24 protein-coding genes are annotated in these 26,173 nt (G+C 64.5%); 8 read left to right on the plus strand and 16 right to left on the minus strand.

What is annotated here, in order from left to right; all coding sequences use genetic code 11:
• Positions 1 to 152: 152 nt before the first annotated feature.
• Both ACIQYU_RS16905 and ACIQYU_RS16910 read left to right on the plus strand, forming a co-directional pair.
• Positions 153 to 1,544: an L-cystine transporter gene (locus ACIQYU_RS16905; RefSeq protein ID WP_233688134.1), complete on the plus strand. Its 1,392-nt coding sequence runs from the start codon at positions 153 to 155 to the stop codon at positions 1,542 to 1,544.
• Between the two features lie 144 nt (positions 1,545 to 1,688).
• Positions 1,689 to 1,895, plus strand: coding sequence for a hypothetical protein (locus tag ACIQYU_RS16910; RefSeq protein WP_233688158.1), 207 nt, complete (start codon positions 1,689 to 1,691; stop codon positions 1,893 to 1,895).
• A 44-nt stretch (positions 1,896 to 1,939) separates the two neighbouring features.
• Here the strand turns inward: ACIQYU_RS16910 and ACIQYU_RS16915 are convergent, their stop codons facing one another.
• Positions 1,940 to 2,455, minus strand: coding sequence for a dihydrofolate reductase (locus ACIQYU_RS16915; protein ID WP_087499771.1), 516 nt, complete (start codon positions 2,453 to 2,455; stop codon positions 1,940 to 1,942).
• Between the two features lie 54 nt (positions 2,456 to 2,509).
• On the opposite strand from ACIQYU_RS16915, the gene ACIQYU_RS16920 reads away from it, so the two are divergent.
• Both ACIQYU_RS16920 and ACIQYU_RS16925 read left to right on the plus strand, forming a co-directional pair.
• The gene (locus ACIQYU_RS16920) at positions 2,510 to 3,901 is read left to right on the plus strand and encodes a DUF2868 domain-containing protein (protein ID WP_233688133.1); all 1,392 of its coding nucleotides are present in this window, start codon (positions 2,510 to 2,512) and stop codon (positions 3,899 to 3,901) included.
• Positions 3,894 to 5,258 carry a GTPase/DUF3482 domain-containing protein gene (locus ACIQYU_RS16925; RefSeq protein WP_233688132.1) on the plus strand — a complete coding sequence of 455 codons (1,365 nt, stop codon included), beginning with the start codon at positions 3,894 to 3,896 and terminating at the stop codon, positions 5,256 to 5,258. Before ACIQYU_RS16920 ends, ACIQYU_RS16925 begins: the two co-directional genes overlap by 8 nt.
• A 125-nt stretch (positions 5,259 to 5,383) precedes the next feature.
• Here ACIQYU_RS16925 and ACIQYU_RS16930 read toward each other — a convergent pair whose 3' ends face one another.
• The 6 genes from ACIQYU_RS16930 to ACIQYU_RS16955 form a co-directional block, all read right to left on the minus strand.
• On the minus strand, positions 5,384 to 5,932 hold the full coding sequence (locus ACIQYU_RS16930; RefSeq protein ID WP_233688131.1) for a phosphonate degradation HD-domain oxygenase: 549 nt from the start codon (positions 5,930 to 5,932) through the stop codon (positions 5,384 to 5,386).
• 133 nt (positions 5,933 to 6,065) lie between these two features.
• Positions 6,066 to 7,091: a putative 2-aminoethylphosphonate ABC transporter substrate-binding protein gene (locus ACIQYU_RS16935; RefSeq protein WP_402800905.1), complete on the minus strand. Its 1,026-nt coding sequence runs from the start codon at positions 7,089 to 7,091 to the stop codon at positions 6,066 to 6,068.
• 18 nt (positions 7,092 to 7,109) lie between these two features.
• Positions 7,110 to 8,834, minus strand: a complete 1,725-nt coding sequence (locus ACIQYU_RS16940) for a putative 2-aminoethylphosphonate ABC transporter permease subunit (RefSeq protein ID WP_402800907.1) — start codon at positions 8,832 to 8,834, stop codon at positions 7,110 to 7,112.
• A 1-nt stretch (position 8,835) separates the two neighbouring features.
• On the minus strand, positions 8,836 to 9,894 hold the full coding sequence (locus tag ACIQYU_RS16945; protein WP_233688128.1) for a putative 2-aminoethylphosphonate ABC transporter ATP-binding protein: 1,059 nt from the start codon (positions 9,892 to 9,894) through the stop codon (positions 8,836 to 8,838).
• 219 nt (positions 9,895 to 10,113) lie between these two features.
• Positions 10,114 to 10,983, minus strand: coding sequence for a LysR family transcriptional regulator (locus tag ACIQYU_RS16950; protein WP_402800911.1), 870 nt, complete (start codon positions 10,981 to 10,983; stop codon positions 10,114 to 10,116).
• A 9-nt stretch (positions 10,984 to 10,992) separates the two neighbouring features.
• Positions 10,993 to 13,206, minus strand: a complete 2,214-nt coding sequence (locus tag ACIQYU_RS16955; RefSeq protein WP_233688126.1) for a heavy metal translocating P-type ATPase — start codon at positions 13,204 to 13,206, stop codon at positions 10,993 to 10,995.
• A gap of 84 nt (positions 13,207 to 13,290) precedes the next feature.
• Here ACIQYU_RS16955 and cadR point away from each other — a divergent pair, with 84 nt between their 5' ends.
• Positions 13,291 to 13,734 (plus strand): cadmium resistance transcriptional regulator CadR, encoded by a 444-nt coding sequence (cadR, locus tag ACIQYU_RS16960; RefSeq protein ID WP_233688157.1) that lies wholly within the window; start codon positions 13,291 to 13,293, stop codon positions 13,732 to 13,734.
• Between the two features lie 116 nt (positions 13,735 to 13,850).
• Here cadR and ACIQYU_RS16965 read toward each other — a convergent pair whose 3' ends face one another.
• From ACIQYU_RS16965 to ACIQYU_RS16975, 3 genes are read right to left on the minus strand one after another with little or no spacing between them, the layout of a single operon-like run.
• Entirely contained in the window at positions 13,851 to 14,822 is a 972-nt protein-coding gene (locus ACIQYU_RS16965; RefSeq protein ID WP_343585567.1) for a thymidylate synthase, read from the minus strand.
• Between the two features lie 51 nt (positions 14,823 to 14,873).
• A complete protein-coding gene (gene lgt, locus ACIQYU_RS16970; protein WP_063912108.1) occupies positions 14,874 to 15,680 on the minus strand; it encodes a prolipoprotein diacylglyceryl transferase in 807 nt (268 codons plus the stop codon).
• A 16-nt stretch (positions 15,681 to 15,696) separates the two neighbouring features.
• Complete coding sequence (locus tag ACIQYU_RS16975) at positions 15,697 to 16,479, minus strand: sulfite exporter TauE/SafE family protein (protein ID WP_233688358.1); 783 nt, start codon at positions 16,477 to 16,479, stop codon at positions 15,697 to 15,699.
• Positions 16,480 to 16,607: 128 nt separating this feature from the next.
• On the opposite strand from ACIQYU_RS16975, the gene ACIQYU_RS16980 reads away from it, so the two are divergent.
• A complete protein-coding gene (locus ACIQYU_RS16980; RefSeq protein ID WP_233688357.1) occupies positions 16,608 to 17,354 on the plus strand; it encodes an NRDE family protein in 747 nt (248 codons plus the stop codon).
• A 134-nt stretch (positions 17,355 to 17,488) separates the two neighbouring features.
• On the opposite strand, the gene ptsP is transcribed toward ACIQYU_RS16980, so the two are convergent.
• Positions 17,489 to 19,768 carry a phosphoenolpyruvate--protein phosphotransferase gene (gene ptsP, locus ACIQYU_RS16985; protein ID WP_087499782.1) on the minus strand — a complete coding sequence of 760 codons (2,280 nt, stop codon included), beginning with the start codon at positions 19,766 to 19,768 and terminating at the stop codon, positions 17,489 to 17,491.
• 22 nt (positions 19,769 to 19,790) lie between these two features.
• Positions 19,791 to 20,270, minus strand: coding sequence for an RNA pyrophosphohydrolase (locus ACIQYU_RS16990; protein ID WP_003249017.1), 480 nt, complete (start codon positions 20,268 to 20,270; stop codon positions 19,791 to 19,793).
• Between the two features lie 141 nt (positions 20,271 to 20,411).
• Between ACIQYU_RS16990 and ACIQYU_RS16995 the strand changes: the two genes are divergently transcribed.
• Positions 20,412 to 21,068, plus strand: coding sequence for an HAD family phosphatase (locus ACIQYU_RS16995; RefSeq protein WP_207838151.1), 657 nt, complete (start codon positions 20,412 to 20,414; stop codon positions 21,066 to 21,068).
• Positions 21,069 to 21,197: 129 nt separating this feature from the next.
• Here ACIQYU_RS16995 and ACIQYU_RS17000 read toward each other — a convergent pair whose 3' ends face one another.
• Positions 21,198 to 21,623, minus strand: a complete 426-nt coding sequence (locus ACIQYU_RS17000) for a DUF2269 domain-containing protein (RefSeq protein WP_225779645.1) — start codon at positions 21,621 to 21,623, stop codon at positions 21,198 to 21,200.
• A gap of 149 nt (positions 21,624 to 21,772) precedes the next feature.
• A complete protein-coding gene (gene ilvA, locus ACIQYU_RS17005; RefSeq protein WP_063912114.1) occupies positions 21,773 to 23,287 on the minus strand; it encodes a threonine ammonia-lyase, biosynthetic in 1,515 nt (504 codons plus the stop codon).
• 134 nt (positions 23,288 to 23,421) lie between these two features.
• On the opposite strand from ilvA, the gene rpiA reads away from it, so the two are divergent.
• Entirely contained in the window at positions 23,422 to 24,096 is a 675-nt protein-coding gene (rpiA, locus tag ACIQYU_RS17010; protein ID WP_063912115.1) for a ribose-5-phosphate isomerase RpiA, read from the plus strand.
• A gap of 102 nt (positions 24,097 to 24,198) precedes the next feature.
• On the opposite strand, the gene ACIQYU_RS17015 is transcribed toward rpiA, so the two are convergent.
• Both ACIQYU_RS17015 and ACIQYU_RS17020 read right to left on the minus strand, forming a co-directional pair.
• Positions 24,199 to 25,101, minus strand: a complete 903-nt coding sequence (locus ACIQYU_RS17015) for an SdiA-regulated domain-containing protein (protein ID WP_233694054.1) — start codon at positions 25,099 to 25,101, stop codon at positions 24,199 to 24,201.
• 90 nt (positions 25,102 to 25,191) lie between these two features.
• A complete protein-coding gene (locus ACIQYU_RS17020) occupies positions 25,192 to 26,112 on the minus strand; it encodes an SdiA-regulated domain-containing protein (RefSeq protein ID WP_233694053.1) in 921 nt (306 codons plus the stop codon).
• Positions 26,113 to 26,173: the final 61 nt, after the last annotated feature.

The raw sequence follows: 26,173 nt of genomic DNA on the forward strand, positions 1-26,173 counted from the left end.
TGTTCATTGCAATCCGCGACACGCCGTTATTCCATAAACGACTATACACATAGCATTTGGGTATAAATTCGTTTGTTTTCAGGCTGTTAGCATTTCCGTTCGCATTCGCTCACAGAGGCGATGCCTCTTTTGCCTTTACCGCTGGAGCTTCAATGAACCTGCCGCTGTCCCTTAACCTGCTGGCGTTCCTGGCCCTGTTGCTGGGCCTGGCACAAACCCGCCGCACCGACTGGAGCCTGGCCAAGAAAGTATTGCTGGGCCTGGTGCTGGGCGTGGTGTTTGGCCTGATCCTGCATACCGTCTATGGCGCCGGCCACCCCGTACTCAAGGCCACCATCGCCTGGCTCGACCTGGTCGGCAACGGCTACGTCGGCCTGTTGCAGATGATCGTCATGCCGCTGATCTTCGCCTCGATCCTCAGTGCCGTGGCACGCCTGCACAATGCCTCGTCGCTGGGCCGTATCAGCGTGCTGAGCATCGGCACCCTGCTGCTGACCACCGCCATTGCCGCATTGATCGGCATCGTCCTGACCAACCTGTTCGGCCTCAGCGCCGAAGGCCTGGTGGCTGGCGCCCAGGAAAGCGCACGCATGCAGGTTATCCACAGCGACTACGCCGGCAAGGTCGCCGACCTCAACATCCCGCAGCTGCTGCTGTCGTTCATCCCCAGCAACCCGGTGGGTGACCTGGCGCGGGCCAAGCCGACCTCGATCATCAGCGTGGTGATCTTTGCCGTGTTCCTTGGCCTGGCTGCGCTGCAGTTGATCAAGGACGATGCCGAGAAGGGCGAGCGCGCGCTGTCGGCCATCGACACCCTGCAGGCCTGGGTGATGCGCCTGGTGCGGGTGGTGATGAGGCTGACCCCGTATGGCGTACTGGCGCTGATGACCAAGGTGGTGGCCAGCTCGAACATGGAAGACATCCTCAAGCTGGGCAGCTTCGTGGTGGTGTCGTACCTGGGTCTGGCGCTGATGTTCGTGGTGCACGGCGTTATCCTCGCCGCCACCGGCGTGAGCCCGCTGCGCTTCTTCCGCAAGGTGTGGCCGGTGCTGACCTTCGCCTTCACCAGCCGCTCCAGCGCTGCCAGCATTCCGCTGAACATCGAAGCGCAAACCCGCCGCCTGGGCGTACCGCAGTCGATTGCCAGCTTCAGCGCATCGTTCGGTACCACCATTGGCCAGAACGGCTGCGCCGGCCTCTATCCCGCCATGTTGGCGGTGATGGTGGCGCCGGCGGTGGGCATCGATACCTTCGACCCGCTGTGGATCGCCACCCTGGTGGCCATCGTCACCCTGAGTTCGGCAGGGGTTGCCGGCGTAGGTGGTGGTGCGACATTCGCCGCGCTGATCGTGTTGCCGGCCATGGGCCTGCCGGTGGAACTGGTGGCATTGCTGATTTCGGTGGAACCGCTGATCGACATGGGCCGTACGGCGTTGAACGTGAACGGTTCGATGACCGCAGGGGTGGTGACCAGCCAGTTGTTGAAAGAGACCGACAAGGAAGTGCTGGCTGGTGATGAACATGCCGAGCTGAGCCATTCCTGATAAGGAAGGGGTCGCTATGCGGCCCCAATATCCAGTAACGCAATGGCATGGGAAGCAAGCAATAGCTGGCTATTGGCGTTGATATACTGACAGCCGGGCTAGCGAATGCGCCGATGGAAAGGAACCACCATGCAGCAGTACCACATGACCCAGGCAGAAGCCGAAAAAATCCGCGTTGAGGTTGCCAAGATCCGCGTCGAAGTGGATAAGTTGATGGCCGAGACACGCAAGCTGAATGCTGAAGCCGGCCAAATGACCCGCGAAACCTTCTGGTACCCGGTTGCCATCGCCGTCGGTTTCGTCACCACGGTGGCTACTGTCACCGCATTGATCATCAAGCTGCTCACCTGAGCGCCGGACCGGTCGGAAAGGGCTGCAAGGCAGCCCCGGCAATCTCAAACCTTGTTCCAGACCTCGAAGTGATACCGAGGCTTGCCTTCCTCAGCCTGCGCCTCGCTCGACACCAGCTTCCACTGCCCCCGATCGAACTCAGGGAACCAGGCATCCCCCTCCGGCGACAACTCGACCCGCGTCAGGTACATGCGGCTGACCAGCCCTTTCTCCAGCGCCTGCCCATACAGCTGCGCCCCGCCAATCAGCATCAGCTCATCGACGCCCTGCTCACGCGCCCACTGCTCGGCCCGCACCAGCGCCTCTTCCAGCGAACCAAACACCTCGGCCCCCGCCAGTTCCAGCCCTGCCTGCCGGCTGACCACGATATTCAACCGCCCGGGCAAGGGCCTGCCCAGCGAGTCCCAGGTCTTGCGCCCCATGATGATCGGCTTGCCCAGGGTAGTGGCCTTGAAGTACTTGAAGTCCCCCGGCAAATGCCAGGGCATGGAGTTGTCGATGCCGATCACGCGGTTCTCGGCGTGAGCCGCGATCAGGCTGAGGGGGAGTGATGTATTCATGCCAGCGAGGATAGCACCGGGCGTGTGGGTTATGCTTCTGCCCTGACCTGTGCAATGGAAGACCTTGTGACTGCACCGACTTCACTGGACAAGCGCTGGCTCACCGAAGCGGTACGCCTGCGCGAGGAACATGCCGGCCCCCTGGAGGACCAGGAAGCCAACCGCCGCGCCCGCCAGGCAGGCGGTGACCTGGCCGCTCGCATCGAAACCCGTGCGCTGTTCCTGGCCGAACGCGACGGTATCAGCACCGCCCTGCGCCACTGGAAGCAGGGCGCACGCCTGGCGCTGCTGGCCTTGCTGCTGCTGGCCGTGCTCAGCGGCGCGGGGCTGGCACTGGCCGCCCTGGGCGACGGGCAACGCCCGGTGAATGTGTTCTGGGCGCTGGGCAGCCTGCTGGGGCTGAACCTGCTGATGCTGCTGGGCTGGGCCATCGGCTTTGCCGTGAGCGGCGAGCATGGCGCGGGGCTGGGCCGCCTGTGGCTGTGGCTGAGCGAGCGCTTTGCCCGTGATGCCAAGGCCGCGCACCTGGCACCGGCGCTGCTGGTGCTGCTGCAACGCCAGCGCCTCAACCGCTGGCTGCTCGGCCTGCTGGTGCACGGCCTGTGGCTGCTGGCGATGATCAGCGCGCTGGGCATGCTGCTGGCCTTGCTGGCGACCCGGCGCTATGGCTTTGTCTGGGAAACCACCCTGCTCGCCGCCGACCCGTTCATCCACCTGACCCAGGCCCTGGGCGCCCTGCCCTCGTTACTGGGCTTCACGGTACCCGACGAGGCCATGATCCGCGCCAGCGGCGACAGCCAGCCGGCCCTGGACCTGGCACGCCAGGCCTGGGCCAGCTGGCTGCTTGGCGTGGTGCTGGTGTACGGCCTGCTGCCGCGCCTGCTGCTGGCCGCGCTGTGCCTGTGGCGCTGGCGCCAGGGCCGCCAACGCCTGTCGCTGGACCTCAGCCTGCCCGGCTACGCGCAGCTGCGTGAAGCGCTGATGCCGCGCAGCGAACGCATCGGCGTGCAGGATGCCGCGCCCGAAACCTTGCCGCAGTTTGCCGCAGGCCAGCTGGAAAGCGGCAGCAGCGGTGCCCTGCTGGTCGGCCTGGAGCTGGACGACCAGCACCCCTGGCCACCCGCCCTGCCGAAAAGCGTGACCAGTGCCGGCGTGCTCGACAGCCGCGAATCGCGCAACCGCCTGCTCGAACAGCTCAGCCGCTTCCCCCCGGCACGCCTGGCCATCGCCTGCGACCCGCGCCGCTCGCCCGACCGTGGCAGCCTGGCGCTGCTCGCCGAACTGGCACGCAACGCCGGTGCGACCCGAATCTGGCTACTGCAGCCCGCACCAGGCGAGGCCCTGGACGCCCAACGCCTGGGCGACTGGCACGAAGCCCTCGACCGCTTTGGCCTGGTGCATGCCGATACCTCGCCGCTGACCTGGCTGGAGCATGGTCATGACTGAGCCACTGAAACTGGCCGTGGTCGGCCACACCAACGTCGGCAAGACCTCGCTGCTGCGCACCCTGACCCGCGACGTCGGCTTTGGCGAAGTCTCCCACCGCCCCAGCACCACCCGCCATGTGGAAGGTGCGCGGCTGTCGGTGGACGGCGAACCCTTGCTGGAGCTGTACGACACTCCGGGCCTGGAAGACGCCATCGCCCTGCTCGACTACCTCGAACGCCTGGAGCGCCCGGGCGAGCGCCTGGACGGCCCGGCCCGCCTGGAGCGCTTTCTGCAGGGCAGCGAAGCGCGCCAGCGCTTCGAGCAGGAGGCCAAGGTGCTGCGCCAGCTGCTGGCCAGCAATGCCGGCCTGTATGTGATCGATGCCCGCGAGCCGGTACTGGCCAAGTACCGCGACGAACTGGAAGTGCTGGCCAGCTGCGGCAAGCCGCTGCTACCGGTGCTCAACTTCGTCGCCAGCCACCAGCACCGCGAACCGCAATGGCGTGAAGCCCTTGCCAGGCTTGGGCTTCACGCGTTGGTGCGGTTCGACAGCGTGGCGCCGCCAGAGGACGGCGAGCGTCGTTTGTACGAAAGCCTGGCGCTGCTGCTGGAAGACGCCCGCCCGGCCCTGCAGCGGCTGATCGACGACCAGCAGGCACAGCGCCTGGCACGCCGGCACAGCGGCAAGCGCCTGATTGCCGAGCTGCTGCTGGACTGCGCCGCCTGCCGGCGCAGCGTCGAGGCCGAACCGGCTGCCGAAGCCCGGGCCGTCGAGGCCTTGCGGCAAGAGGTGCGCCAGCGCGAACAGCGCTGCGTCGAGGCATTGCTCAAGCTGTATGCCTTCCGCCGCGAGGATGCCCATGCCACCGATCTGCCTTTGCTGGATGGCCGTTGGGGCGATGACCTGTTCAATCCCGAGACCCTGAAACTGCTGGGCGTGCGCTTGGGCAGCGGTGTGGCGGCCGGTGCGGCGGCGGGTGCCGGGGTCGACTTGCTGGTCGGCGGCCTTACGCTCGGTGCGGCGGCGCTGGCCGGGGCGATTGCCGGCGGCGCGCTGCAGACGGCGCGCAACTATGGTTCGCGGTTGATGGGCAAGCTCAAGGGCAAGCGCGAACTGACTGTGGACGACACGGTGCTGCGCCTGCTGGCCTTGCGTCAGCAGCAGTTGATGGTGGCGCTGGAAAACCGCGGGCATGCGGCGCAGGACAGCATTCGGCTGGGGGAACTGGACGAGAAGGCCTGGCGGGAGGGCAAGTTGCCGGAGGCGCTGAGCAAGGCCCGGGCGCATCCGCAGTGGTCCACGTTGAACCCTGGGGCGAAGCTGAACCAGGCTGAGCGTCAGGAGCAGCTGGAGGCGCTGGTTTCACAGTTTTGATCAAGCAGGTCTGGCCTCTTCGCGGGTAAACCCGCTCCCACAGGTATCTCACATTCCTTGAGATGTGCACTATTCCTGTGGGAGCAGGTTCACCCGCGAAGAGGCCGGCACAGGCAGCCCATCTCTCAAAGCAGTGCCAAAGCCTTCTTCTTCAACCCATCCAGGTCAATCACCGGCACCCCGACCACTTTCGCCTGCTCATCCCACTCCCGCATCCGCAAGCTCACCTCGAACAGCGGGTCCCGCTCGAACGCATCCGCCTCGGCCTCGCTCATCACACCCCCCTGATACTCCAAGGTTCTCCGGCTCGCCTCGCTCAGCCGTTGGTAATACCCCGCCTGCCGCAAAGTCAGGTAACGCTTGGCCTCCACGTGATACTGCACCAGCCGCGCCATGCGCTCGCCAAAACCACAACGGCGCAAATACTCGGCCCCGATGCGTTCATGGCTGACCACACCGTAGCCGCCCATGCTGGCGTCACCGCCGCACAGGTGGCCAATGTCGTGGAAAAACGCCGCCAGCACCACTTCATCGTCGAAGCCTTCGGCCATGGCCAGTTGTGCGGCCTGGGACATGTGTTCGAGCTGGGTGATGGCTTCGCCGATGTAATCGCCGCTGCCGTGGCGTTCGTACAGCGCGAAGGTACTGTCGATGATCTGGGCTGGGGTGGGCATCACTGTCTTCTCCTGGCTGGATTGCAGCAGTGGCTTCTTCGCGGGCATGCCCGCTCCCACAAGGATTGCGCACAGTTGAAGGACTGCGCGGTACCTGTGGGAGCGGGTTCACCCGCGAAGAGGCCGGTGCAGGTTACTGTTGAGCCACCTTCTCCGACTTGCCGTCATAGCGCTTGCGCCACTCGGCCAGGATCTGGTCACGGTTCTTCGAGGCCCAGGCAAAGTCGTTCTTGATCAGGCGCTGTTCATAATCCGCCGGCAGTTCGGTCTGCGGCTTGGCAATGCCCGGCGCGGCCAGCACGGCGAAGTTCTCCTTGTACAGTTCCATGGCCACCGGGCTTGCCGAGAAATCAGCCAGGCGCTTGGCCGCGTCCGCCTTGGGCGAACCTTTGATCACCGCAGTCGCTTCGATCTCCCAACCCAGGCCTTCCTTCGGCAGCACGATGTCCAGCGGCGCACCCTGGCGCTTGAGCTGCACGGCCGGGTACTCGAACGAGATGCCAATCGGGAATTCACCCGCTGCTGCCAGCTTGCACGGTTTGGAACCAGAGTGAACGTACTGGCCGATGTTCTGGTGCAGCGCATCCATGTACGCCCAACCCTGCGGCTCGCCAAAGGTCTGCAGCCAGGCGCTGACATCCAGGAAGCCGGTGCCGGACGAGGCCGGGTTCGGCATGACGATCTTGCCCTTGTACTCGGGCTTGGTCAGGTCCTGCCAGCTGACCGGCTTGCTCAGGCCCTGCTTCTCGGCCTCGATGGTATTGAAGCAGAGAGTCGCGGCCCACACGTCCATACCGACCCAGGCTGGCGGGTTGGCAGCATCGCGGTAGTTGCCGGCGATCTTGCCCAGGTCCTTCGGTGCATAGGCTTCGAGCATGCCGTTCTGGTCAAGGATGGCCAGGCTCGACGCGGCCAGGCCCCACACCGCGTCGGCTTGCGGGCGGTCTTTCTCGGCCAGCAGCTTGGCGGTGATGATGCCGGTGGAGTCACGGACCCACTTGATCTCGATGTCCGGGTTGGCCTTCTCGAAGGCCTGCTTGTAGCTCTTCAGCTGTTCGGCTTCCAGGGCGGTGTAGACCGTAAGCTGGGTACCAGCGGCCGAAGCCTGCAGGCTGAACACGGCGGAAACGGCAGCGGCAAGTGCAAGGTGCTTGTACATGGGTAGGTTCCTTACAGGTCAGACGGTCGCGGCGCGTTGGCGCCAGGCTTGGGAGCGGCGCAGCAGGCCGCGTGAGGCTGCGGCCAGCAGCAGTGAAGCGCCGGCACTGGTCAGCAGGATCAGGGTGGACATGGCGGCGGCACCACCGACGTTGCCGGCGTCGTCCATGTTCAGCACGGCGACGGCAGCCAGGATGGTGTCGGGGCTGTACAGGAAGATCGCCGCCGACACGGTGGTCATCGCCGAGACGAACAGGTAGCGAATGATGTCCAGCAGCGCCGGCAGGCAGATCGGCACGGTCACCCGCAGGAAGTGCCTGTACAGCGGCGCCTTCAGCGACAGCGCGGCAGCCTCGAATTCACCGTCGAGCTGGCGCAGGGCGGTGCTCGCGGTCATCTGCGCGGTGGTCAGGTAGTGGGCGATTGTGCACACCACCAGCAGCCCCATGCCGCCGTAGAACACATGCAGCGGGTTGCCGTTCAGGTTGAAGAAGAATACGTAACCCAGGCCCAGCACCAGGCCCGGCACGGCCATGGGGATGAAGCTGAGCAGGCGCAGCGCCTGGTTGAGCAGGCGTTGGCCCTGGGTCTTCTCCATCAGGTAGGCGCCGGTGAAGATCACCATGCTGCCGATCAGCGCGGTGCCGATGGCCATGGTCACGCTGTTGCGGTAGGCCAGCCAGCCGCCACCGGCGGTGTCCTCGAACATGTAGTGACGCAGCGACAACGCCAGGTTGTAAGACCAGAAGGTGACCAGCGACGAGTACACAGCCATACCGATCACCAGCAGCAACGCCGCGCACACCAGCAGCACGATGGCCAGGAAGCAGGCATCGCGACCGCGTGATGGCTTGGGCTCGAACACCTGGGCACGGCCGCTCATGGCCTCACCCTGGCGCCGGCGCAGCCAGGCATCGACGGTAAAGCTGAACAGCGCCGGCAACAGCAGCACCATGCCGATCAGCGCGCCACGGCCGAATTGTTGCTGGCCGACCACCGCCTTGTAGGCTTCCAGCGCCAGCACCTGATAATCGCCACCGACCACGACCGGTACACCAAAATCGGTGATGGTCAGGGTGAAGACCAGGCAGAACGCCGCGAACACCGCCTGGCGGGTGGCCGGCCAGGTGATGCTGGAGAACGCCCGCCAAGGGCCGGCACCCATGCTGGACGCCGCGTCGAACAGGCGTGCATCGGCCAGCGACAGCGCCGACAACAGGATCATCAGGGCATGTGGGAAGGTATAGATGGCCTCGCCCAGCACGATCCCCCAGAAGCCATAGATGTTGTCGCTGAGCAACCCGCGCAGCAGCCCCTGGTTACCGAACAGGTAGACCAGGGCGATGGCCGGCAGCATCGACGGTGCCAGCAGCGGCAGCAGCGAAATCCCCCGCCACAGGCCCTTGGCCGGAATCAGCGTGCGTTGCAGGGCATAGGCGAACAGGTAGGCCAGCGGAACCACGATGGCCGCCACCGTGAAGGCCACCGACAGGCTGTTGCCCAATAGCCAGTGGAAGTTTTCACTGGCGAACAGTTCGCGGGCCGCCAGCAGGCCGCCACCCTGGCCCGCTTCGGCACTGAAGCCGCGCCAGAAGATCGCCAGCAGCGGCAGCAGCACCGCCAGCACCAGAAGGATCAGCAGCAGGCTCTTGCCGCCGACGACGAACAACCGGTCACCCAGGGCGACGCCAGCACGCGGCGCGGCTTTGGCCTGGCTCAACGGCAGGGACATTGGCGCAGCCATCTCAGGCAAACACCTGCAGGCGCTGCGGCGGCAGCGCCACCCAGATGTCCTGCGAGCCCAGGCGCGGCATGGCCTCGGGGGCCAGCTCCGCCAGCAGTGCATGGCCTGGCAGGGCCTTGAGCTCGAAGCTCATGCGGCAGCGGTTACCGAGGAAGGTGATTTCGCGGACCCTGGCCGGGAACAGGTTTTCTTCGTGCACCACCGGGTTGACCGTGATCGCCTCCGGGCGGCAGAACAGCCGGCCGCTGCTGGCCCGGGCCGACCCCGGCGCCAGGCGCATGCTCATGCCGCCAACCTGGGCATGGCTGTCGCTGCTGCGCTGGAACGGCAGCCAGTTGCCCTGGCCGACGAACTCGGCAACGAACGGCGTGGCCGGCTGGTCGTAGATTTCCTGCGGGGTGGCGTACTGCTCGACCTGGCCGTTGTTCATCACCGCAATGCGGTCGGCCATCAGCATGGCTTCGTCCTGGTTGTGGGTGACCATCAGCGTGGTGATTCCCAGCTGGCGCTGCAGTTGGCGCAGTTCGGTGCACAAGTGCTCGCGCACCCGGGCATCCAGCGCCGACATGGGCTCGTCAAGCAGCAGCAGCGATGGCGACGGCGCCAGCGCGCGAGCCAGGGCAACACGCTGCTGCTGGCCGCCGGAAAGCTGGCCTGGGTATTTCTTCTCGCTGCCGGCCAGGCCCACCAGTTCGAGCATGTCGGCCACCCGCTGGCGGGCCTGCTCACGGCCACTGCCGGTCAGGCCGTAGGCGATGTTGGCTTCGACGGTAAGGTTGGGGAACAGCGCGTAGGACTGGAACAGGATGCCGTAGTCACGGGCCTGGGGTGGCAACTCGGAGATGTCGCGCTCGCCGATGTACAACGTACCCCGGTCCTGGCGCTCCAGGCCGGCGATGCAGCGCAGCAACGTGGTCTTGCCGCAGCCGGACGGGCCGAGCAGGCACACCAGTTCGCCGGCGGCGATGTCCAGCGAGACATCGTTGAGCGCCGTGAAGGCACCGAAGCGCTTGTGGATATTGCGCACTGTCATCTGTGCGCCGGGGGTGGTGTGGTTCATGGCAGGGCCTCATCGAAGCGATGGGGGCCATGCTAGAAAGGCTGTGCGAAGGTTCTGTGGCTTTAGGGCAAAAGCGGGTGATAGTGGTATAGGCAGATTTTGTAGTGCCCTGAGAGGGCCTCTTCGCGGGTAAACCCGCTCCCACAGGGATTGCGTCGCCTCTGAAGGCTGTGCAGTAGCTGTGGGAGCGGGTTTACCCGCGAAAAAGCCAACACAAATCTAGAAGTGCGAACCGGCCACTTCCTGCGCCACCCCAAGGAAGGCCGCCGGCAACCGGGCCTGGCGCCTTTCCTTCAGGCAATACAGGTACTCATGCATCACCGGCGCGTTCTCCAGCGCCAGCACCCGCAAGTCGGGGTTATGCGGCACCTCATGGCGGGCAATCACGCTGATGCCGATATTGCGCAGCACCGCCTCGCGGATCGACTCGCGGCTGCCAATCTCCAGCAACGCCCCGGCCTTTACCCCGGCCTCCTGCATCATCTGCTCGGTCAGCTTGCGTGTGGTCGAGCCCTTCTCGCGCATCAAAAGGCAGTGCCCGGCCACCACCTCGATCGATACCGCCTGGCGATGGGCCAACGGGTGGTTGCGATGCACCGCCACCACCAACGGGTCAGTCCCCAGCACCCGCCGCACCAGCCGCGCGTCTTCCACCAGTTGCGACGAAGCGGCGATATCCACCCGGTAGTCCTCAAGCATCTCCAGCACCTGCTGCGAATTACCGATTTCCACCGCCACTTCCACCTGCGGCAGGCGTTCGCGGTAGATCTTCACCAGGTCGAGAATGTAGTAAGGCGCCGTTGCCGCAATGCGCAGGCTGCCCTGGGCCTGGCCGCTGTTGCGCAGTTCGAACTCGATGTCGGCCTCCTGCTGCAACAGTGCCTTGACCATCGGCAGCAGGCGCACGCCCTCCTCGCTCAGCACCAGGCGCCGCCCGCCGCGGTAGAACAGCTCCACGGCGTACTGGCCTTCCAGGTTGCGGATCTGCGTGGTCACCGTGGGCTGGCTGAGCCCGAGCTTCTTCGCCGCCAGGGTGATGCTGCCCAAACGGGCCACCATGTAGAAGGCTTTCAGCTCCGAACTCAGCATGCACGTCCTCTATTTGCGCAACAGGCGCAAGCCGTTGAACACCACCAGCAGGCTCACGCCCATGTCGGCGAACACCGCCATCCACATGGTGGCCATGCCGGCAAAGGTGATCGCCAGGAATATCGCCTTGATGCCCAACGCCAGAACGATGTTCTGCATGAGGATCGCCGCACTTTGGCGCGACAGCCTGACGAAGGCCGGGATTTTCCGCAAGTCGTCGTCCATCAGCGCCACATCGGCGGTCTCGATGGCGGTGTCGGTACCGGCCGCCGCCATGGCAAAACCGATCTCGGCGCGGGCCAGCGCCGGGGCGTCGTTGATGCCGTCACCGACCATGCCCACCCGATGGCCCTGTGCGTACAGGGCTTCGATGCTCTTGAGCTTGTCGGCAGGCAGCAGGTTGCCTTCGGCGCGGTCGATACCCACCACAGTGGCGATGGCCTGGGCGGTATGTGGATTGTCACCGGTCAGCATGACAGTCTTGATGCCCAACTCGTGCAGCTCGGCGATGGCCTGGCGACTGCTTTCCTTGACCGTGTCGGCCACGGCGAACAGCGCCAACGGGCCGGAGCGGTCGAGCAGCAGCACCACGGTCTTGCCCTGGCGCTCCAGCGCATCCAGCTGGGCCTCGAGCTCGGGCGAGCACAGCCCCAGCTCCTCGACCAGACGGTGGTTACCCAGGTGGTAAACCTCACCCGCGATGGTGCCGCGCACGCCGCGCCCGGCCAGGGCGGCGAAGTCATCGACCTCGCTCAAGGCCAGGCCTTGCTCCTTGCCGAACTGGGCAATGGCGCGGGAAACCGGGTGGTCCGAACGCTCGCCCAGGCTGGCGGCCAGGGCTTGCGCGCGGCCTTCGAACAGCGGCTCCAGTACCTTGGCGTCGGTCTGCACCGGCTTGCCGTGGGTGATGGTGCCGGTCTTGTCCAGGGCCAGGAAGTCCAGCTGGCGCCCGCCTTCCAGATACACGCCCCCCTTGATCAGGATGCCCTTGCGCGCGGCGGCGGCCAGGCCGCTGACGATGGTCACCGGGGTCGAGATCACCAGGGCGCATGGGCAGGCCACCACCAGCAGCACCAGGGCGCGATAGACCCAGTCGAACCAGGCGCCAGCCATGAACAGCGGCGGTATCACCGCCACGGCCAAGGCAATGGCGAACACCACGGGGGTGTAGATGCGCGAGAAACGGTCGACGAAACGCTGGGTAGGTGCGCGCGCGCCTTGCGCCTCCTCGACGGCCTTGATGATACGCGCCAGGGTCGATTGACCGGCAGCAGCGGTAACGCGAAATTCCAGCGCCCCTGCCTGGTTGATGGTGCCGGCGAACAGCTTGTCGCCCACGCCCTTCTCCACGGGTAGGCTTTCGCCGGTGATCGGTGCCTGATCGACGCTCGATTGCCCGCTAGTCACTTCACCGTCCAGGCCAATGCGTTCGCCGGGGCGTACCCGCACCAAGGCACCGATGGCCACCTCCCGCACCTCAACTGCCCGCCACTGGCCATCAGCCTGGCGCACGGTGGCCATGTCCGGGGTGAGCTGCATCAAGCCACCAATAGCGTTGCGCGCGCGGTCCAGCGAGCGGGCTTCGATCAGTTCGGCAACGGTGAACAGCACCATCACCATGGCCGCTTCCGGCCATTGGCCGATCAGCACCGCGCCCGTCACGGCAATGCTCATCAGCGCGTTGATGTTGAGGTTGCGGTTTTTCAGGGCGATCCAGCCCTTCTTGTAGGTACCCAGGCCACAGCCAAGGATCGCTGCCAACGCCAGCGCCGCCACCACCCACTCCGGGGCCAGCGCGGCAAAGTGCACGATTTCGGCGGAGATCGCGGCAATACCGGACAGCGCCAGCGGCCACCAACGGGTCTTGACCACTTGTGGTGCGCTCCCGGTGCCATCATCTGCGGCGCCAAGCGGCTCGGCTTTCATGCCCAGGCTGTCAATGGCCTGCTCGATTTCGGCGGTGCCACCCAGGGTGTGGCGAACGCCAAGCACACGGTTGATCAGGTTGAATTCCAGCTGCTCGATGCCAGCCAGCTTGCCCAGCTTGTCCTGGATCAGGGTCTGCTCGGTCGGGCAGTCCATGGCCTCGATGCGGAAACGGCTGAACTGGGCGTGGCTGCTGGCCTTTTCGCTCAGCTGGACCAGGGCTGGCGCAGCAGCGCCGCCACAGCAGCTGTGGGCGTGGTGATCGTGCTTGTGTTCGTGGCTGACAGGCTGGTTCATGGGGTCGTCCTTAATTTGAGCCTGTTGCCAAGTGAACACCCTGTAGCCACTATAGGGTCAAGCCACTTGCTGGAGAATTTCGTGATGAAGATCGGAGAACTGGCCAAAGCCACCGACTGCGCGGTGGAAACCATCCGCTACTACGAGCGTGAACAGCTGCTGCCGGAACCGGCGCGTAGCGACGGTAACTACCGGCTGTACACCCAGGTCCATGTCGAGCGGCTGACCTTCATCCGCAACTGCCGCACCCTGGACATGACCCTGGATGAAATCCGCAGCCTGCTACGCCTGCGCGACAGCCCCGACGATTCGTGCGGCAGCGTCAATGCGCTGATCGACGAGCATATCGAGCATGTGCAGGCACGGATTGATGGGTTGGTGGCGTTACAGGATCAGCTTGTGGAGCTACGGCGGCGCTGCAATGCACAGGGGGCTGAGTGCGCGATCTTGCAGCAACTGGAGACGAACGGGGCGGTATCGGTGCCGGATACCGAGCATTCGCATGTGGGGCGGAGCCACGGGCATTAGCCCAAAGCTTCGCGGGTAAACCTGCTCCCACAGGTACTGCACAGGCCTGAGCTTTGTGCGGTCCCTGTGGGAGCGGGTTTACCCGCGAAGAGGCCGGTACAGGCAATAGTGATCTGTCAGACCGCCATCGGCGCCGTCATCGGGGCATGGTGCTCATACCCTTCCAGCCAGAAATCGCTCGGCTCGATCTTCTCCAGCCACTCCGGCTCGTACTTGCCCGTCTCGGCAAACGCCGGCACGCGGTCGCTGATCACCAGCTTCGGTGCTTCGAGCGGCTCACGCTTGAGCTGCTCGTTGAGCATGTCCAGGTGGTTTTCATACACATGGGCATCGCCGATGAAGTAGGTGAACCAGCGCGGGGTGTAGCCGGTCAGGCGGCCGAACAGCGACAGCAGCGCCGCGCCTTCGGTGAGGTTGAACGGCGTACCCAGGCCCAGGTCGTTGGAGCGGATGTAGAGGGTCAGGGAAATCTCCCTGGTCTCCACATTCGGGTGGAACTGGTACAGCAGGTGGCACGGCGGCAGGGCCATTTCGTCCAGCTGCGCGCAGTTCCAGCCGTGGAACAGGATACGGCGGCTGCCCGGGTCGTTGGCAATGGTGTCCAGGCACTGGCGCACCTGGTCGATGGCCTTGTACAGGATGACGAACGCGACGCCCTCCTCCTCGTCCTGGGCGATGCGGCGGAAGCCCGCCTTCTCGGCCATTTCGATGGCCGCCGGGTTGCTCAGCGGGATGCGCTTGTAGCCCGGCCACTGGCGCCATTGCACGCCGTAGATCTCGCCCAGGTCGTCATGGCCCTGGCGGAACGGGTTGGCCAGCCACTGGGCGTTCTCGTTGGCGTTCTGGTCCCAGACCTTGCAGCCCAGCTCGCGGAATTCACCGGCGTTCTTCACGCCACGCAGGAAACCGACCATTTCGCCGATTGCCGACTTGAACGCCAGTTTGCGAGTAGTGATGGCGGGGAAGCCCTTCTGCAGGTCAAAACGCAGCATGGCGCCCGGCAGGCTGATGGTGCGGATGCCGGTGCGGTTGCCCTGCAGCGTGCCGTTTTCGATGACGTCGCGGACCAGGTCCAGATACTGTTTCATGGCTTACCTGTAGCAAAAACGGCAGGGGGATCGCCCCTGCCGTGGGATTAATCAGGCGGGTTTCGCCGTAGGCTTGCGATTATAAGCCCACCAGATCAGGCCAAGGCCAGCCAGGATCATCGGTACGCACAGAATCTGACCCATGGTCAGCCAGCCCCAGGCCAGGTAGCCAAGCTGGGCATCAGGTACGCGGACGAATTCGACGATGAAGCGGAAGATGCCGTAGAACAGCGCGAACATGCCGGATACCGCCATGGTCGGCCGCGGCTTGCGCGAGAACGCCCAGAGGATCAGGAACAGCGCCACACCTTCAAGCGCGAACTGGTAAAGCTGCGACGGGTGACGCGGCAACTGCGCCGGGTCGCTGAACGGCGGGAAGACCATCGCCCATGGCACGTCGGTGGCCTTGCCCCACAGCTCGGCGTTGATGAAGTTGCCGATGCGCCCGGCCCCCAGGCCGATCGGCACCAGTGGGGCGACGAAGTCCATCAGCTCGAAGAACGACTTGTTGTTGCGCTTGCCGAACCACAAGGCCGCCAGCATCACGCCGATGAAGCCGCCATGGAACGACATGCCGCCCTTCCAAACCTCGAAGATCAGCGTCGGATTGGCCAGGTACTGGTGCAGGTCATAGAACAGCACGTAGCCCAGGCGACCACCGACGATCACCCCCATCGACAGCCAGAACACCAGGTCGGAGAGCTTTTCGCGCGTCCAGGTGGGGTCGAAGCGGTTCAGCCGGCGCGAGGCGAGCAGCCAGGCACCGCCGATGCCGACCAGGTACATCAGGCCGTACCAATGGATTTTCAGCGGCCCGATGGCCACGGCCACGGGGTCTATCTGCGGGTAAGGCAGCATGGAACTTCCTCTCGATTCAAATCAAAAAGCTGAGGCCGACACAGAACAGCAGGGCTGCGAACAGGCGTTTCAACAAACGTGGCGACAGCTTGTGCGCCAGGCGCGCGCCGAAGCGGGCGAAAAACATGCTGGTCACGGCAATGCCGACCAGCGCCGGCAGGTACACGTAACCCAGGCTGTGGGCCGGCAGGTGCTCCGCGTGCCAGCCCAGCAGCATGAAACTCAGGGCACTGGCCACGGCAATCGGCAGACCACAGGCCGAGGACGTGGCCACTGCCTGCTGCATGGGCAGGCTGCGCCAGGTCAGGAACGGCACGGTCAGTGAGCCGCCGCCGATGCCGAAAATGGCCGAGGCCCAGCCGATCACCCCACCGGCACCAATCAGCGCAGGCTTGCCGGGGATGCCACGACTGGCCTTGGGCTTGAGGTCCAGGGCCATCTGCGCGGCGATGACCAGGGCGAATACGCCGATGATCTTTTGCAGCAGCGGCCCCTGGATCAGCGAGGCGGTCTTGGCGCCGACACCGGCCCCAAGCAGGATACCGAGGGTCATCCAGGCGAAGATCGGCCATTGCACCGCGCCCTTGCGCTGGTGCTCGAGCACGGCGTTGATCGAGGTGAAGACGATGGTTGCCAGCGATGTACCGACTGCCAGGTGGGTCAGCACCGAGGCATCGAAACCCTGCAAGGTGAAGCTGAACACCAGCACCGGCACGATGATGATACCGCCGCCCACACCGAACAGCCCGGCCAGCACACCGGCGCAGGCGCCCAACAGCAGATAGAGCACGAATTCCATTCGTCTTCCCCGAGAAAACAATGCGGCATGGTAACGGAAGCCGGGCTCGGGGCTCTAGTGAACTGTGTGTCAGGTTGGATCCGCCCTGCCGGAGTGGGTACAGTGGAAAAAACCCAGAGGCCCGACCGATGTGCCTGATCGTATTCGCCTGGCGGCCGGGGCATGCCCTGCCGCTGATCGTGGCGGCCAACCGCGATGAGTTCTATGCCCGCCCCACCCAGGCCCTGGCGGCCTGGGAGGATGCGCCCGGGATCTATGCCGGGCGCGACCTGGAAGCTGGAGGCACCTGGCTGGGCGTGGGCCCGCAGGGGCGGTTCGCGGCGCTGACCAATATCCGCGACCCGGGGCAGGCGTTGGGCCCGCGTTCGCGGGGTGAACTGGTGGCGGCGTATCTGCAGGGTGCGCTTGGGGTCGAGGCTTACCTGGACCAGGTGGCCAGCCACAGCAGGCACTATTCGGGGTTCAACCTGCTGGTGGGCGACGGGCGGCAGCTGGGTTACCTGCATGCCCGGGACGCGGCGCCGCGCCTGCTGGAGGCCGGGGTTTACGGGCTTTCCAATGCCGGGCTGGATACGCCGTGGCCGAAGCTGGTGAAGGCGCGTAGTGGGCTGGAAGGATTGCTGGAAACGCCGGAGCCGCAGCGCTTGCTGGCGTTACTGGCCGATGCCGAACCGGCGCCGGAGGGCGAGTTACCGGAGACGGGCGTTGGGTTGGCGACCGAGAAGCTGCTGTCGAGTGTGTTCATTGCCAGCCAGAACTACGGGACGCGGGCGAGTACGGTGCTGATTGTGGATGATCAGGGAAGAAGGCGGCTGGTTGAGCGCAGTTTCGGGCCCTTTGGTGGGCATTTGGGGGAAGTTGAGTTGCTTGTCTGATAATTTGATGTTGCTGGTTCCGGCCTCTTCGCGGGTAAACCCGCTCCCACACGTACTTCGCCGCATCTGAAGGCTGCGCTGTACCTGTGGGAGCGGGTTTACCCGCGAAGAGGCCGGAACAGGCCACCTCATATTCAGAGGGTTTTATTGGCCCCGGGCCCGATCATCCGCGCCAGCCCAAGGTTCTTCAGGGCCAGTTGCAGCGAGCTGTGGATAACCTGCGGGTTGTCATGGCTCAGGGCCTCGGCCAGCAGTTCCTTGGCCTTGCCCAGGTTGATCTGGCGCAGCATCCACTTCACCTTCGGCAGGTTGGTGGCGTTCATCGACAGGCTGTCGAAGCCCATCGCCATCAACAGGATCGCCGCCGCCGGGTCACCGGCCATCTCGCCGCAGATACTCACCGGCTTGCCTTCACCATGGGCATCGCGCACCACCGTGTTCAGCGCCTGCAACACCGCCGGGTGCAGGTAGTCGTACAGGTCGGCGACCCGCGGGTTGTTGCGGTCCACCGCCAGCAGGTACTGGGTCAGGTCGTTGGAGCCGACCGACAGGAAGTCCACCTGCCGCGCCAGCTCCTTGGTCTGGTACACCGCCGCAGGAATTTCCACCATCACGCCAACCGGCGGCATCGGCACATCGGTGCCTTCGTCACGCACCTCGCCCCAGGCGCGGTGGATCAGGTGCAGCGCCTCTTCCAGCTCGTGGATGCCGGAAATCATCGGCAGCAGGATGCGCAGGTTGTTCAGCCCCTCGCTGGCCTTGAGCATGGCGCGGGTCTGCACCAGGAAGATTTCCGGGTGGTCGAGGGTGACGCGGATGCCGCGCCAGCCGAGGAACGGGTTTTCTTCCTTGATCGGGAAGTACGACAGCGACTTGTCGCCGCCGATGTCGAGGGTGCGCATGGTCACTGGCAGCGGGTGGAAGGCCGCCAGCTGCTCGCGGTAGATGGCCAGCTGCTCCTTCTCGCTGGGGAAGCGCTGGTTGATCATGAACGGCACTTCGGTGCGGTACAGCCCTACCCCTTCGGCACCGCGCTGCTGGGCACGGGCCACGTCAGCGAGCAGGCCGGTGTTGACCCACAGCGGCATGCGGTGGCCGTCCGGGGTAACGCACGGCAGTTCGCGCAGGGCATCCAGGCCCTGGGCCAGCTGGCGCTCCTCCTCGACCACGTCGCTGTACTGCTTGCGCAGCACTTCGCTGGGGTTGGTGAACACCTCGCCCTTGTAGCCGTCGACGATCATCTCGATGCCGTCGACCTTGGAATACGGCAAATCGACCAGGCCCATCACCGTGGGGATGCCCATGGCGCGGGCCAGGATGGCGACGTGGGAGTTGCCCGAGCCCAGGACCGAGACCAGGCCGACCAGCTTGCCTTCCGGTACTTCGCCGAGCATCGCCGGGGTCAGCTCTTCACTGACCAGAATGGTGTTGTCGGCATACACCAGCGACTGTGCGCGGGCTTCCTGCAGGTAGGCCAGCAGGCGCCGGCCAAGGTCCTTGACGTCGGAGGCGCGCTCGCGCAGGTAGTCATCGTCCATCAGCTCGAAGCGGTTGACGTGCTCGCCCACCACCTGGCGCAGGGCGCCCTGGGCCCACTGGCCGGTCTTGATGACTTCGGTCACCTCACCGCCCAGGGCCGCGTCTTCAAGCATCATCAGGTACACATCGAACAGTGCACGCTCTTCCGGGCGCAGTTGGGTGGCCAGCTTGGCCGACAACTTGCGCATATCGTCGCGCACACCTTCGAGGGCGTTCTGGAACAGCTTCAGTTCGGCGTCGATGTCATCGACGGTCTTGTCCGGTACCACTTCCAGGTCAGCCGGCGGCAACATCACCACGGCGCGCCCCACGGCGGCGCCAGGCGAGCCCGGTACGCCGACGAAGCGCGCTTCCTGGATGCCCTTGCCCTGGCGGCCCAGGCCACGGATCGAGCCGGTGGCCTCGGCGTGGGCGATAACCCCGGCGAGCTGGGCGCTCATGGTGACCAGGAAGGCTTCTTCGCCCTCGTCGAACTGGCGACGCTCCTTTTGCTGGATGACCAATACCCCGACCACACGGCGGTGGTGGATGATCGGCGCACCGAGGAAGGAGGCGAATTTTTCTTCGCCGGTTTCGGCAAAGTAGCGATAACGCGGGTGGTCGGCGGCGTTTTCCAGGTTCAGCGGCTCTTCCCGGGTACCGACCAGGCCGACCAGGCCTTCGTTGGGGGCCATGCTGACCTTGCCGATGGAACGCTTGTTCAGGCCTTCGGTGGCCATCAGCACGAAGCGGTTGGTTTCCGGGTCGAGCAGGTAGACCGAGCAGACCTGACTGCCCATGGCCTCCTTGACACGCAAGACAATGATCCCCAACGCCGACTTGAGATCTTTGGCGGAGTTTACTTCCTGGACGATCTTGCGCAGCGTATTGAGCATGGCTCGGGGTCGAACTCCGTCGTCAGTCGCGCGTCAGCAGACGCGGTGCTAGCTCTTTCAGGGCGCGTCGGTAGACCTCGCGCTTGAATGTCACAACCTGGCCCAGCGGGTACCAATAGCTGACCCAGCGCCAGCCGTCGAATTCCGGCTTGCCGGTCAGGTCCATCCGCACCCGTTGTTCGTTGCTGACCAGACGCAGCAGGAACCATTTCTGCTTCTGGCCGATGCACAGCGGCTGGCTATGCGTACGCACCAGTCGCTGGGGTAAACGATAACGCAACCAGCCACGGGTGCAGGCAAGAATTTCCACATCATCGCGTTCAAGGCCAACTTCTTCGTTCAGCTCGCGGTACAGGGCATCTTCCGGCGTCTCGTCAGGGTTGATGCCACCCTGTGGAAACTGCCAGGCATCCTGGTTGATCCGGCGAGCCCATAGCACCTGCCCGGCATCATTCGTGAGAATGATCCCGACATTGGGGCGAAAACCATCCGGGTCGATCACGGCAGCAACCTCGCAAACGCATGTCACCGCATTGTTCCACAAAGCTTGCGAGCGCAGCAACGCGCCCGCCAAGCTTATGTGCAGCCGCGTGAAAACTCCGTATTCTGCCGGCCTACCCTGTGGCTGATGCGAGTGACCTCGATGCGCCTGGCTTTATTCGACCTGGACAATACCCTCCTCGGTGGCGACAGCGACCATGCCTGGGGTGACTACCTTTGCCAGCGCGGCATCCTCGACCCGGTTGCCTACAAGCAACGCAATGATGGCTTCTACCAGGACTACCTGAATGGCACCCTGGACCTGCAGGCCTACCTGGCCTTCTCCATGGAAATCCTTGCAGCAACACCGTTAGCCCGGCTAGACGAGTTGCACCGCGACTTCATGCGCGACTGCATCGAGCCGATCATCCTGCCCAAGGCGCTGACCTTGCTGCAGCAGCACCGCGAGGCCGGCGACCAGCTGGTGATCATCACCGCCACCAACCGCTTCGTCACCGCACCGATTGCCCGGCGCCTGGGGGTTCGCGTGTTGCTGGCGACCGAATGCGAGACGCGTGATGGCCGCTATACCGGGCGTAGTACCGATATACCGTGTTTCCGTGAAGGCAAGGTGACGCGACTGGAACGCTGGATGCTGGAGAACGGCTTTGATCTTGCGGACAGCTACTTCTACAGCGACTCTATGAACGATCTGCCGTTGTTGCAGCGGGTGGCGCATGCGGTAGCGGTGGATCCCGACCCGAACCTGCGGGCGGAGGCCGAGCAACGTGGGTGGCCGGTGGTTTCGTTGCGAGATTGAGGTTTTCCTGTAGCGGCCTCTTCGCGGGTAAACCCGCTCCCACAGGTACTGCACAGCCATCAAGCCTTGCACAGGTCCTGTAGGAGCGGGTTTACCCGCGAAGAGGCCAGCACATACAGCACAAGGCTTTCAGACCGGCTTGGCGCCCATAAGCCCGGCAATGGACAGGAAGCAAACCCCACTGAATACCGCCAGTGCCAGGGTAAAGCGCAACCCCACCACCTCGGCCTTGCGCAGCCGGTTCAGCCGGATCAGCAGCCACCACACGGCAAACGCGCCCAGCGTATAAATGACACTGGACGCCAGCACCCAGGTCTGTCCCAGCGGCCAGCCCACCAGATGTACCAGCCACCAGCCGGTGAACGGCATGCTCACCAGGCACAGGCCCATCACCAGCCAGACGAACACCAGCGGGCGACGCAGCAGCTTGGCGTAAGCCTCGGCATCGCCCTGGCGGCGGGCACGCACGGTCCAGAGCGCCAGGCCCAGGGCGCCCAGCAGCAGGAGCGCGGTGGCGATGATGTGCAGGGTCTTGAAGGTGGTCAGGTGTTCCATGTCTCTATTGTCCTTGAGCAGGCCATTTTGCAGTGGCTTCTTCGCGGGTGAACCCGCTCCCACAGGTACTGCACTGACCTCGAGACTTGTGCAGTACCTGTGGGAGCGGGTTTACCCGCGAAAGGGCCATCAGCCCCAAGCTTAGCCGCTCAGCCCAGGAACAGCTTGTAAGCCGGGTTGTCAGTCTCGTCCCAGTACGGGTAGCCGATCTTCGCCAGCGCCGTCGGCACCAGGTGGCGCTCGTCCTCCGGTACCTGCAATCCGGCCACCACGCGGCCGTCAGCCGCGCCATGGTTGCGGTAGTGGAACATCGAGATGTTCCAGCGCCCGCCCAGCTTGTTGAGGAAGTTGAACAGCGCCCCCGGCCGCTCGGGGAATTCGAAGCGCAGCACCATTTCGTCACTGGCACCAGCCGAATGGCCGCCGACCATGTGGCGAATATGCAGCTTGGCCAGCTCGTTATCGGTCAGGTCGGTAACCGGGAAGCCCTGATCGGTCAGTTGCTGCACCAGCGCCGCCCGCGGGTCGTTTTCCGGGTGGGTCTGCACGCCGACGAAGATATGCGCCTCGTCGGAGGTGTGCTTGCGGTAGTTGAACTCGGTGATCTGGCGCTTGCCGATAGCCTCGCAGAAGGCCTTGAAGCTGCCTGGGCGCTCGGGAATGGTCACGGCGATGATCGCCTCGCGCTTTTCACCCAGCTCGGCACGCTCGGCCACATGGCGCAGGCGGTCGAAGTTGACGTTGGCACCGGAATCGATGGCCACCAGGGTCTGCCCGGTGACGCCGTACAACTCGACGTACTTCTTGATGCCCGCCACGCCCAGGGCACCGGCAGGTTCGGTGATCGAGCGGGTATCATCGTAGATATCCTTGATCGCCGCGCAGATCTCGTCGGTACTGACGGTGACCACTTCATCCACATGATGGCGGCAGATATCGAAGGTGTGCTGACCGATCTGCGCCACCGCCACGCCATCGGCGAACAGCCCGACCTGCGGCAGCACCACACGCTCACCGGCCGCCATGGCCGCCTGCAGGCAGTTGGAATCGTCCGGCTCGACGCCAATCACCTTGATTTCCGGACGCAGGTACTTCACGTAGGCAGCAATGCCGGCGATCAGGCCGCCGCCGCCCACCGGTACGAAGATCGCGTCCAGCTGGCCAGGGTGCTGGCGCAGGATTTCCATGGCCACCGTGCCCTGCCCGGCGATGGTGTGCGGGTCGTCATAGGGGTGGACGTAGACGAAGCCCTTTTCATCGACCAGTTTCAGCGAATAGGCCAGCGCCTCGGGGAACGAGTCGCCATGCAGCACCACCTTGCCGCCCCGCGAACGCACGCCTTCGACCTTGATCTCCGGGGTGGTCTTGGGCATCACGATAGTGGCCTTGATGCCCATCTCGCGTGCGGCCAGGGCCAGGCCCTGGGCATGGTTGCCGGCCGAGGCGGTGACCACGCCACGGGCCAGTTCTTCCGGGGTCAGTTGGGCCAGCTTGTTGTAGGCCCCGCGGATCTTGAACGAGAACACCGGCTGCAAGTCTTCGCGCTTGAGCAGAATCTGGTTGCCCAGGCGCTTGCTCAGTTGCCCGGCGCTCTGCAGCGGGGTTTCGACCGCAACGTCGTAGACGCGCGAGGTGAGGATCTTCTTGACGTACTGTTCGAGCATCGGGAAAGCATCACTGGGCCGCGGGACAAGGGCTGGGAGTCTACCCCAGCGCTACGTCGGGCGACCACAGCAAAGCCGCCCGAGCCGTTATACTAGGCTCTTTTCAAAACCGCCCTGCCCCTCTCGGAGCCCGCATGACCCAGGACCAACTCAAACAGGCCGTCGCCCAGGCCGCTGTCGACTTCATTCTGCCCAAGCTGGATGAAAAGAGCGTCGTCGGCGTCGGTACCGGTTCGACCGCCAACTTCTTCATCGACGCCCTGGCTCAGCACAAGACTGCCTTCGACGGCGCGGTCGCCAGCTCCGAAGCCACCGCCCAGCGTCTGAAGGGCCATGGCATCCCGGTCTACGAGCTGAACAGCGTCAGCGAACTGGAGTTCTACGTGGACGGCGCCGACGAGAGCGACGCGCACCTGAACCTGATCAAGGGCGGCGGCGCAGCCCTGACCCGCGAGAAGATCGTCGCCGCCGTGGCCAAGACCTTCATCTGCATCGCCGACGCCAGCAAGCTGGTACCTGTGCTGGGCGCCTTCCCACTGCCGGTCGAAGTGATCCCGATGGCCCGCAGCCACGTGGCTCGCCAGCTGGTCAAGCTGGGCGGCGACCCGGTGTACCGTGAGGGTGTGGTGACCGACAACGGCAACGTGATCCTCGATGTGCACAACCTGCAGATCACCAACCCGGTGGAGCTGGAGGCGCAGATCAACGCCATCGTTGGCGTGGTGACCAACGGCCTGTTCGCGGCGCGTCCGGCGGATTTGCTGCTGCTGGGTACCGCTGAAGGCGTGAAGAGCCTGAAGGCCGAGTAATCTTCTTCGCGGGCACGCCCGCTCCCACAGGAACTGCACGGGGTCTGAAACCTGTGGCGTATGTGGGAGCGGGCATGCCCGCGAATAGGCCCTTCCAGGCAATCAATCCGCCGGCTGTTTGAACACATAGAACAGGTTCGGCTCACTGACCAGATAGATGGTCCCCGCCTCATCCATCGCAATCCCCTCCGCCTGCGGCACCGTCGCCTGCAACCCCTGGAACCCCTTGCGCAACGACAAGGTACTCAGCGGCCGACCCTCCACATCCAGTTCCAGCACCAGCCGCGACTCGTCCGACAGCGCCAGCAGGTGCCCGCTGCGCTCATCGAACTGCAAGCTCGACAGGTCCCGCACGAACAGCCGCGAATCGCGCTTGCGGTCCTGTACCACATGCACCGCATAGGGCTGCTCCGGGTTGTCGTGCGGGAAGCCATGCACCTCGTAGATCAGCATCGGGTCACGTTCCTTGGCCACGAACAGGCGCTTGCCCGCCGAATCGTAGGCCAGCCCCTCGAAGCCCTTGTTGCCATTCAGGCCAATGCCAAGGGTCAGCTGCTCGGCATCGCCGGCATCGAGGAACATCGTGTCGTCCTCCAGGCGCACGCGAATCAGCCGCTGCTGACGCTCATCGGTAATCACATAGCTATTGGGCCCGACGTACTCCACGGCTTCCGGGTCGCCGAAGCCGGTCAGCGGTACCCGGCGCAGGATGCGGCCGTCCAGCGACAGTTCGATCAGTTCCGAGCGGGCATTGGTGACGGTAAACAGGGTCTTGCGGTCCGGGTCGTAGGTCAGCGCCGAAATGTCGTCATCCAGCCCCTCGATCGGCTGTGCCTCCACCACCACCCGGTAACGGTCCAGGCCGATGCTCTGCTCGGCTGGCTGCCACCAGGCCTTGAGATTGAACCAGACACGCTCGAACAGGCGGAACTCCTGCCCGGCCAAGCCGAGCAGGATCAGGCCGATGACGGCCAGAACAGGAAACGGGCGAACAAAACGGCGCATGAGGGCAGACTCGACATAGGGGTGGCGAATCTAACCATGAACAACTGAAGTAAAGCTTAATGCCAGCATCCGAAAATCCGGATATTGGGGTCAGTTCTTTCTGAAGCGATAGAACAGAGCCGGCTCGCTGACCATGTACAGGTTGCCCTTGTCGTCCATGGCCACCCCTTCGGCCCGCGGGATGGTGCCCTGCAGGCCGTTGAAACCACCCAGCAAGGTCATGAAGCTGACTTGCTGGCCCTGCTCGTCCAGCTCCAGCAGCATGTTGGAATCGGACGACAGCACCAACAGGTGGCCGGTACGCGGATCGACGCTAAGCGCCGAGAGGTTGCGCAGGTCCAGTTCATCGCTGGGCAGCAGCTTTTTTTCACCGGTGAGCGGGCTGCGGCCATCAGTATTCCAGGTATACAGCTTGGGCGGGCGCTCCTCGCCGATGACCAGGCGCTGGCGCAGCGGGTCCCAGGCCACCGCCTCGAAGCCCTTGTTGCTCTTCACCGACTGGCCCAGGTCGTGGCTCTGGAAATCATCATGGTTCAACGCGGTGGTCTGCGCATCCACCTTGACCACGGTCAGGTCGTGCAGGCGCTCGTCGGTGATTGCCAGGTAGCCGTCTTCCAGCACGGCAACGCCTTCCGGGTTGTTCCAGCCGTTGAGCGGGATCTTGCGCAGTACATCGCCATCCAGGCTCAGCTCGACCAGGATCGGGTTCTTGCCCATGACTGCGAACAGGGTGCGGGTACGCGGGTTGAAAGCCACGTCCGAGGCTTCATCGTCGTCCATGCCTGGCAGCGGCTTGGCATCGATGTCGACCTGGTAGTCCGGCAGCCATACGCTTTCGCTGCGCTCGGCGGTGCTTTCGAAGCTTTCCTTGACCCACAGCGCACCGCGGTCATCCCAGTGCATGGCCACGGCCACGCCATAGCCGATTACCGCTGCCACGGCCAGGCCGAAGGGCCAGCGCAGGAAGAAACGACGCTTGGGGGTTGCCGGGGCGCTGGAGGGAGATGGCATGCAGGGGTCCTGGGGAAATGGGCGTAGATCCGCGCATTATCCGGATTGGGTGTGAAAAATC

The sequence above is a fragment of the Pseudomonas sp. NPDC096925 genome (assembly GCF_044762545.1).
Taxonomy (GTDB): Bacteria; Pseudomonadota; Gammaproteobacteria; order Pseudomonadales; family Pseudomonadaceae; genus Aquipseudomonas.

Bases quoted from the DNA above. Each gene is read 5' to 3' on its own strand.
- ACIQYU_RS17020 (WP_233694053.1), bottom strand. From the start codon at position 26,112: ATGCCATCTCCCTCCAGCGCCCCGGCAACCCCCAAGCGTCGTTTCTTC.
- lgt (WP_063912108.1), bottom strand. From the start codon at position 15,680: ATGCTGCCTTACCCGCAGATAGACCCCGTGGCCGTGGCCATCGGGCCG.
- ACIQYU_RS17015 (WP_233694054.1), bottom strand. From the start codon at position 25,101: ATGCGCCGTTTTGTTCGCCCGTTTCCTGTTCTGGCCGTCATCGGCCTG.
- cadR (WP_233688157.1), top strand. From the start codon at position 13,291: ATGAAGATCGGAGAACTGGCCAAAGCCACCGACTGCGCGGTGGAAACC.
- ACIQYU_RS16940 (WP_402800907.1), bottom strand. From the start codon at position 8,834: ATGGCTGCGCCAATGTCCCTGCCGTTGAGCCAGGCCAAAGCCGCGCCG.
- ACIQYU_RS16915 (WP_087499771.1), bottom strand. From the start codon at position 2,455: ATGAATACATCACTCCCCCTCAGCCTGATCGCGGCTCACGCCGAGAAC.
- ACIQYU_RS16925 (WP_233688132.1), top strand. From the start codon at position 3,894: ATGACTGAGCCACTGAAACTGGCCGTGGTCGGCCACACCAACGTCGGC.
- ilvA (WP_063912114.1), bottom strand. From the start codon at position 23,287: ATGCTCGAACAGTACGTCAAGAAGATCCTCACCTCGCGCGTCTACGAC.
- ptsP (WP_087499782.1), bottom strand. From the start codon at position 19,768: ATGCTCAATACGCTGCGCAAGATCGTCCAGGAAGTAAACTCCGCCAAA.
- ACIQYU_RS16930 (WP_233688131.1), bottom strand. From the start codon at position 5,932: ATGCCCACCCCAGCCCAGATCATCGACAGTACCTTCGCGCTGTACGAA.
- ACIQYU_RS16955 (WP_233688126.1), bottom strand. From the start codon at position 13,206: ATGAACCAGCCTGTCAGCCACGAACACAAGCACGATCACCACGCCCAC.
- ACIQYU_RS16910 (WP_233688158.1), top strand. From the start codon at position 1,689: ATGACCCAGGCAGAAGCCGAAAAAATCCGCGTTGAGGTTGCCAAGATC.
- ACIQYU_RS16920 (WP_233688133.1), top strand. From the start codon at position 2,510: ATGGAAGACCTTGTGACTGCACCGACTTCACTGGACAAGCGCTGGCTC.
- ACIQYU_RS16975 (WP_233688358.1), bottom strand. From the start codon at position 16,479: ATGGAATTCGTGCTCTATCTGCTGTTGGGCGCCTGCGCCGGTGTGCTG.
- ACIQYU_RS16935 (WP_402800905.1), bottom strand. From the start codon at position 7,091: ATGTACAAGCACCTTGCACTTGCCGCTGCCGTTTCCGCCGTGTTCAGC.
- ACIQYU_RS17000 (WP_225779645.1), bottom strand. From the start codon at position 21,623: ATGGAACACCTGACCACCTTCAAGACCCTGCACATCATCGCCACCGCG.
- ACIQYU_RS16980 (WP_233688357.1), top strand. From the start codon at position 16,608: ATGTGCCTGATCGTATTCGCCTGGCGGCCGGGGCATGCCCTGCCGCTG.
- rpiA (WP_063912115.1), top strand. From the start codon at position 23,422: ATGACCCAGGACCAACTCAAACAGGCCGTCGCCCAGGCCGCTGTCGAC.
- ACIQYU_RS16945 (WP_233688128.1), bottom strand. From the start codon at position 9,894: ATGAACCACACCACCCCCGGCGCACAGATGACAGTGCGCAATATCCAC.
- ACIQYU_RS16995 (WP_207838151.1), top strand. From the start codon at position 20,412: ATGCGCCTGGCTTTATTCGACCTGGACAATACCCTCCTCGGTGGCGAC.
- ACIQYU_RS16950 (WP_402800911.1), bottom strand. From the start codon at position 10,983: ATGCTGAGTTCGGAGCTGAAAGCCTTCTACATGGTGGCCCGTTTGGGC.
- ACIQYU_RS16905 (WP_233688134.1), top strand. From the start codon at position 153: ATGAACCTGCCGCTGTCCCTTAACCTGCTGGCGTTCCTGGCCCTGTTG.
- ACIQYU_RS16965 (WP_343585567.1), bottom strand. From the start codon at position 14,822: ATGAAACAGTATCTGGACCTGGTCCGCGACGTCATCGAAAACGGCACG.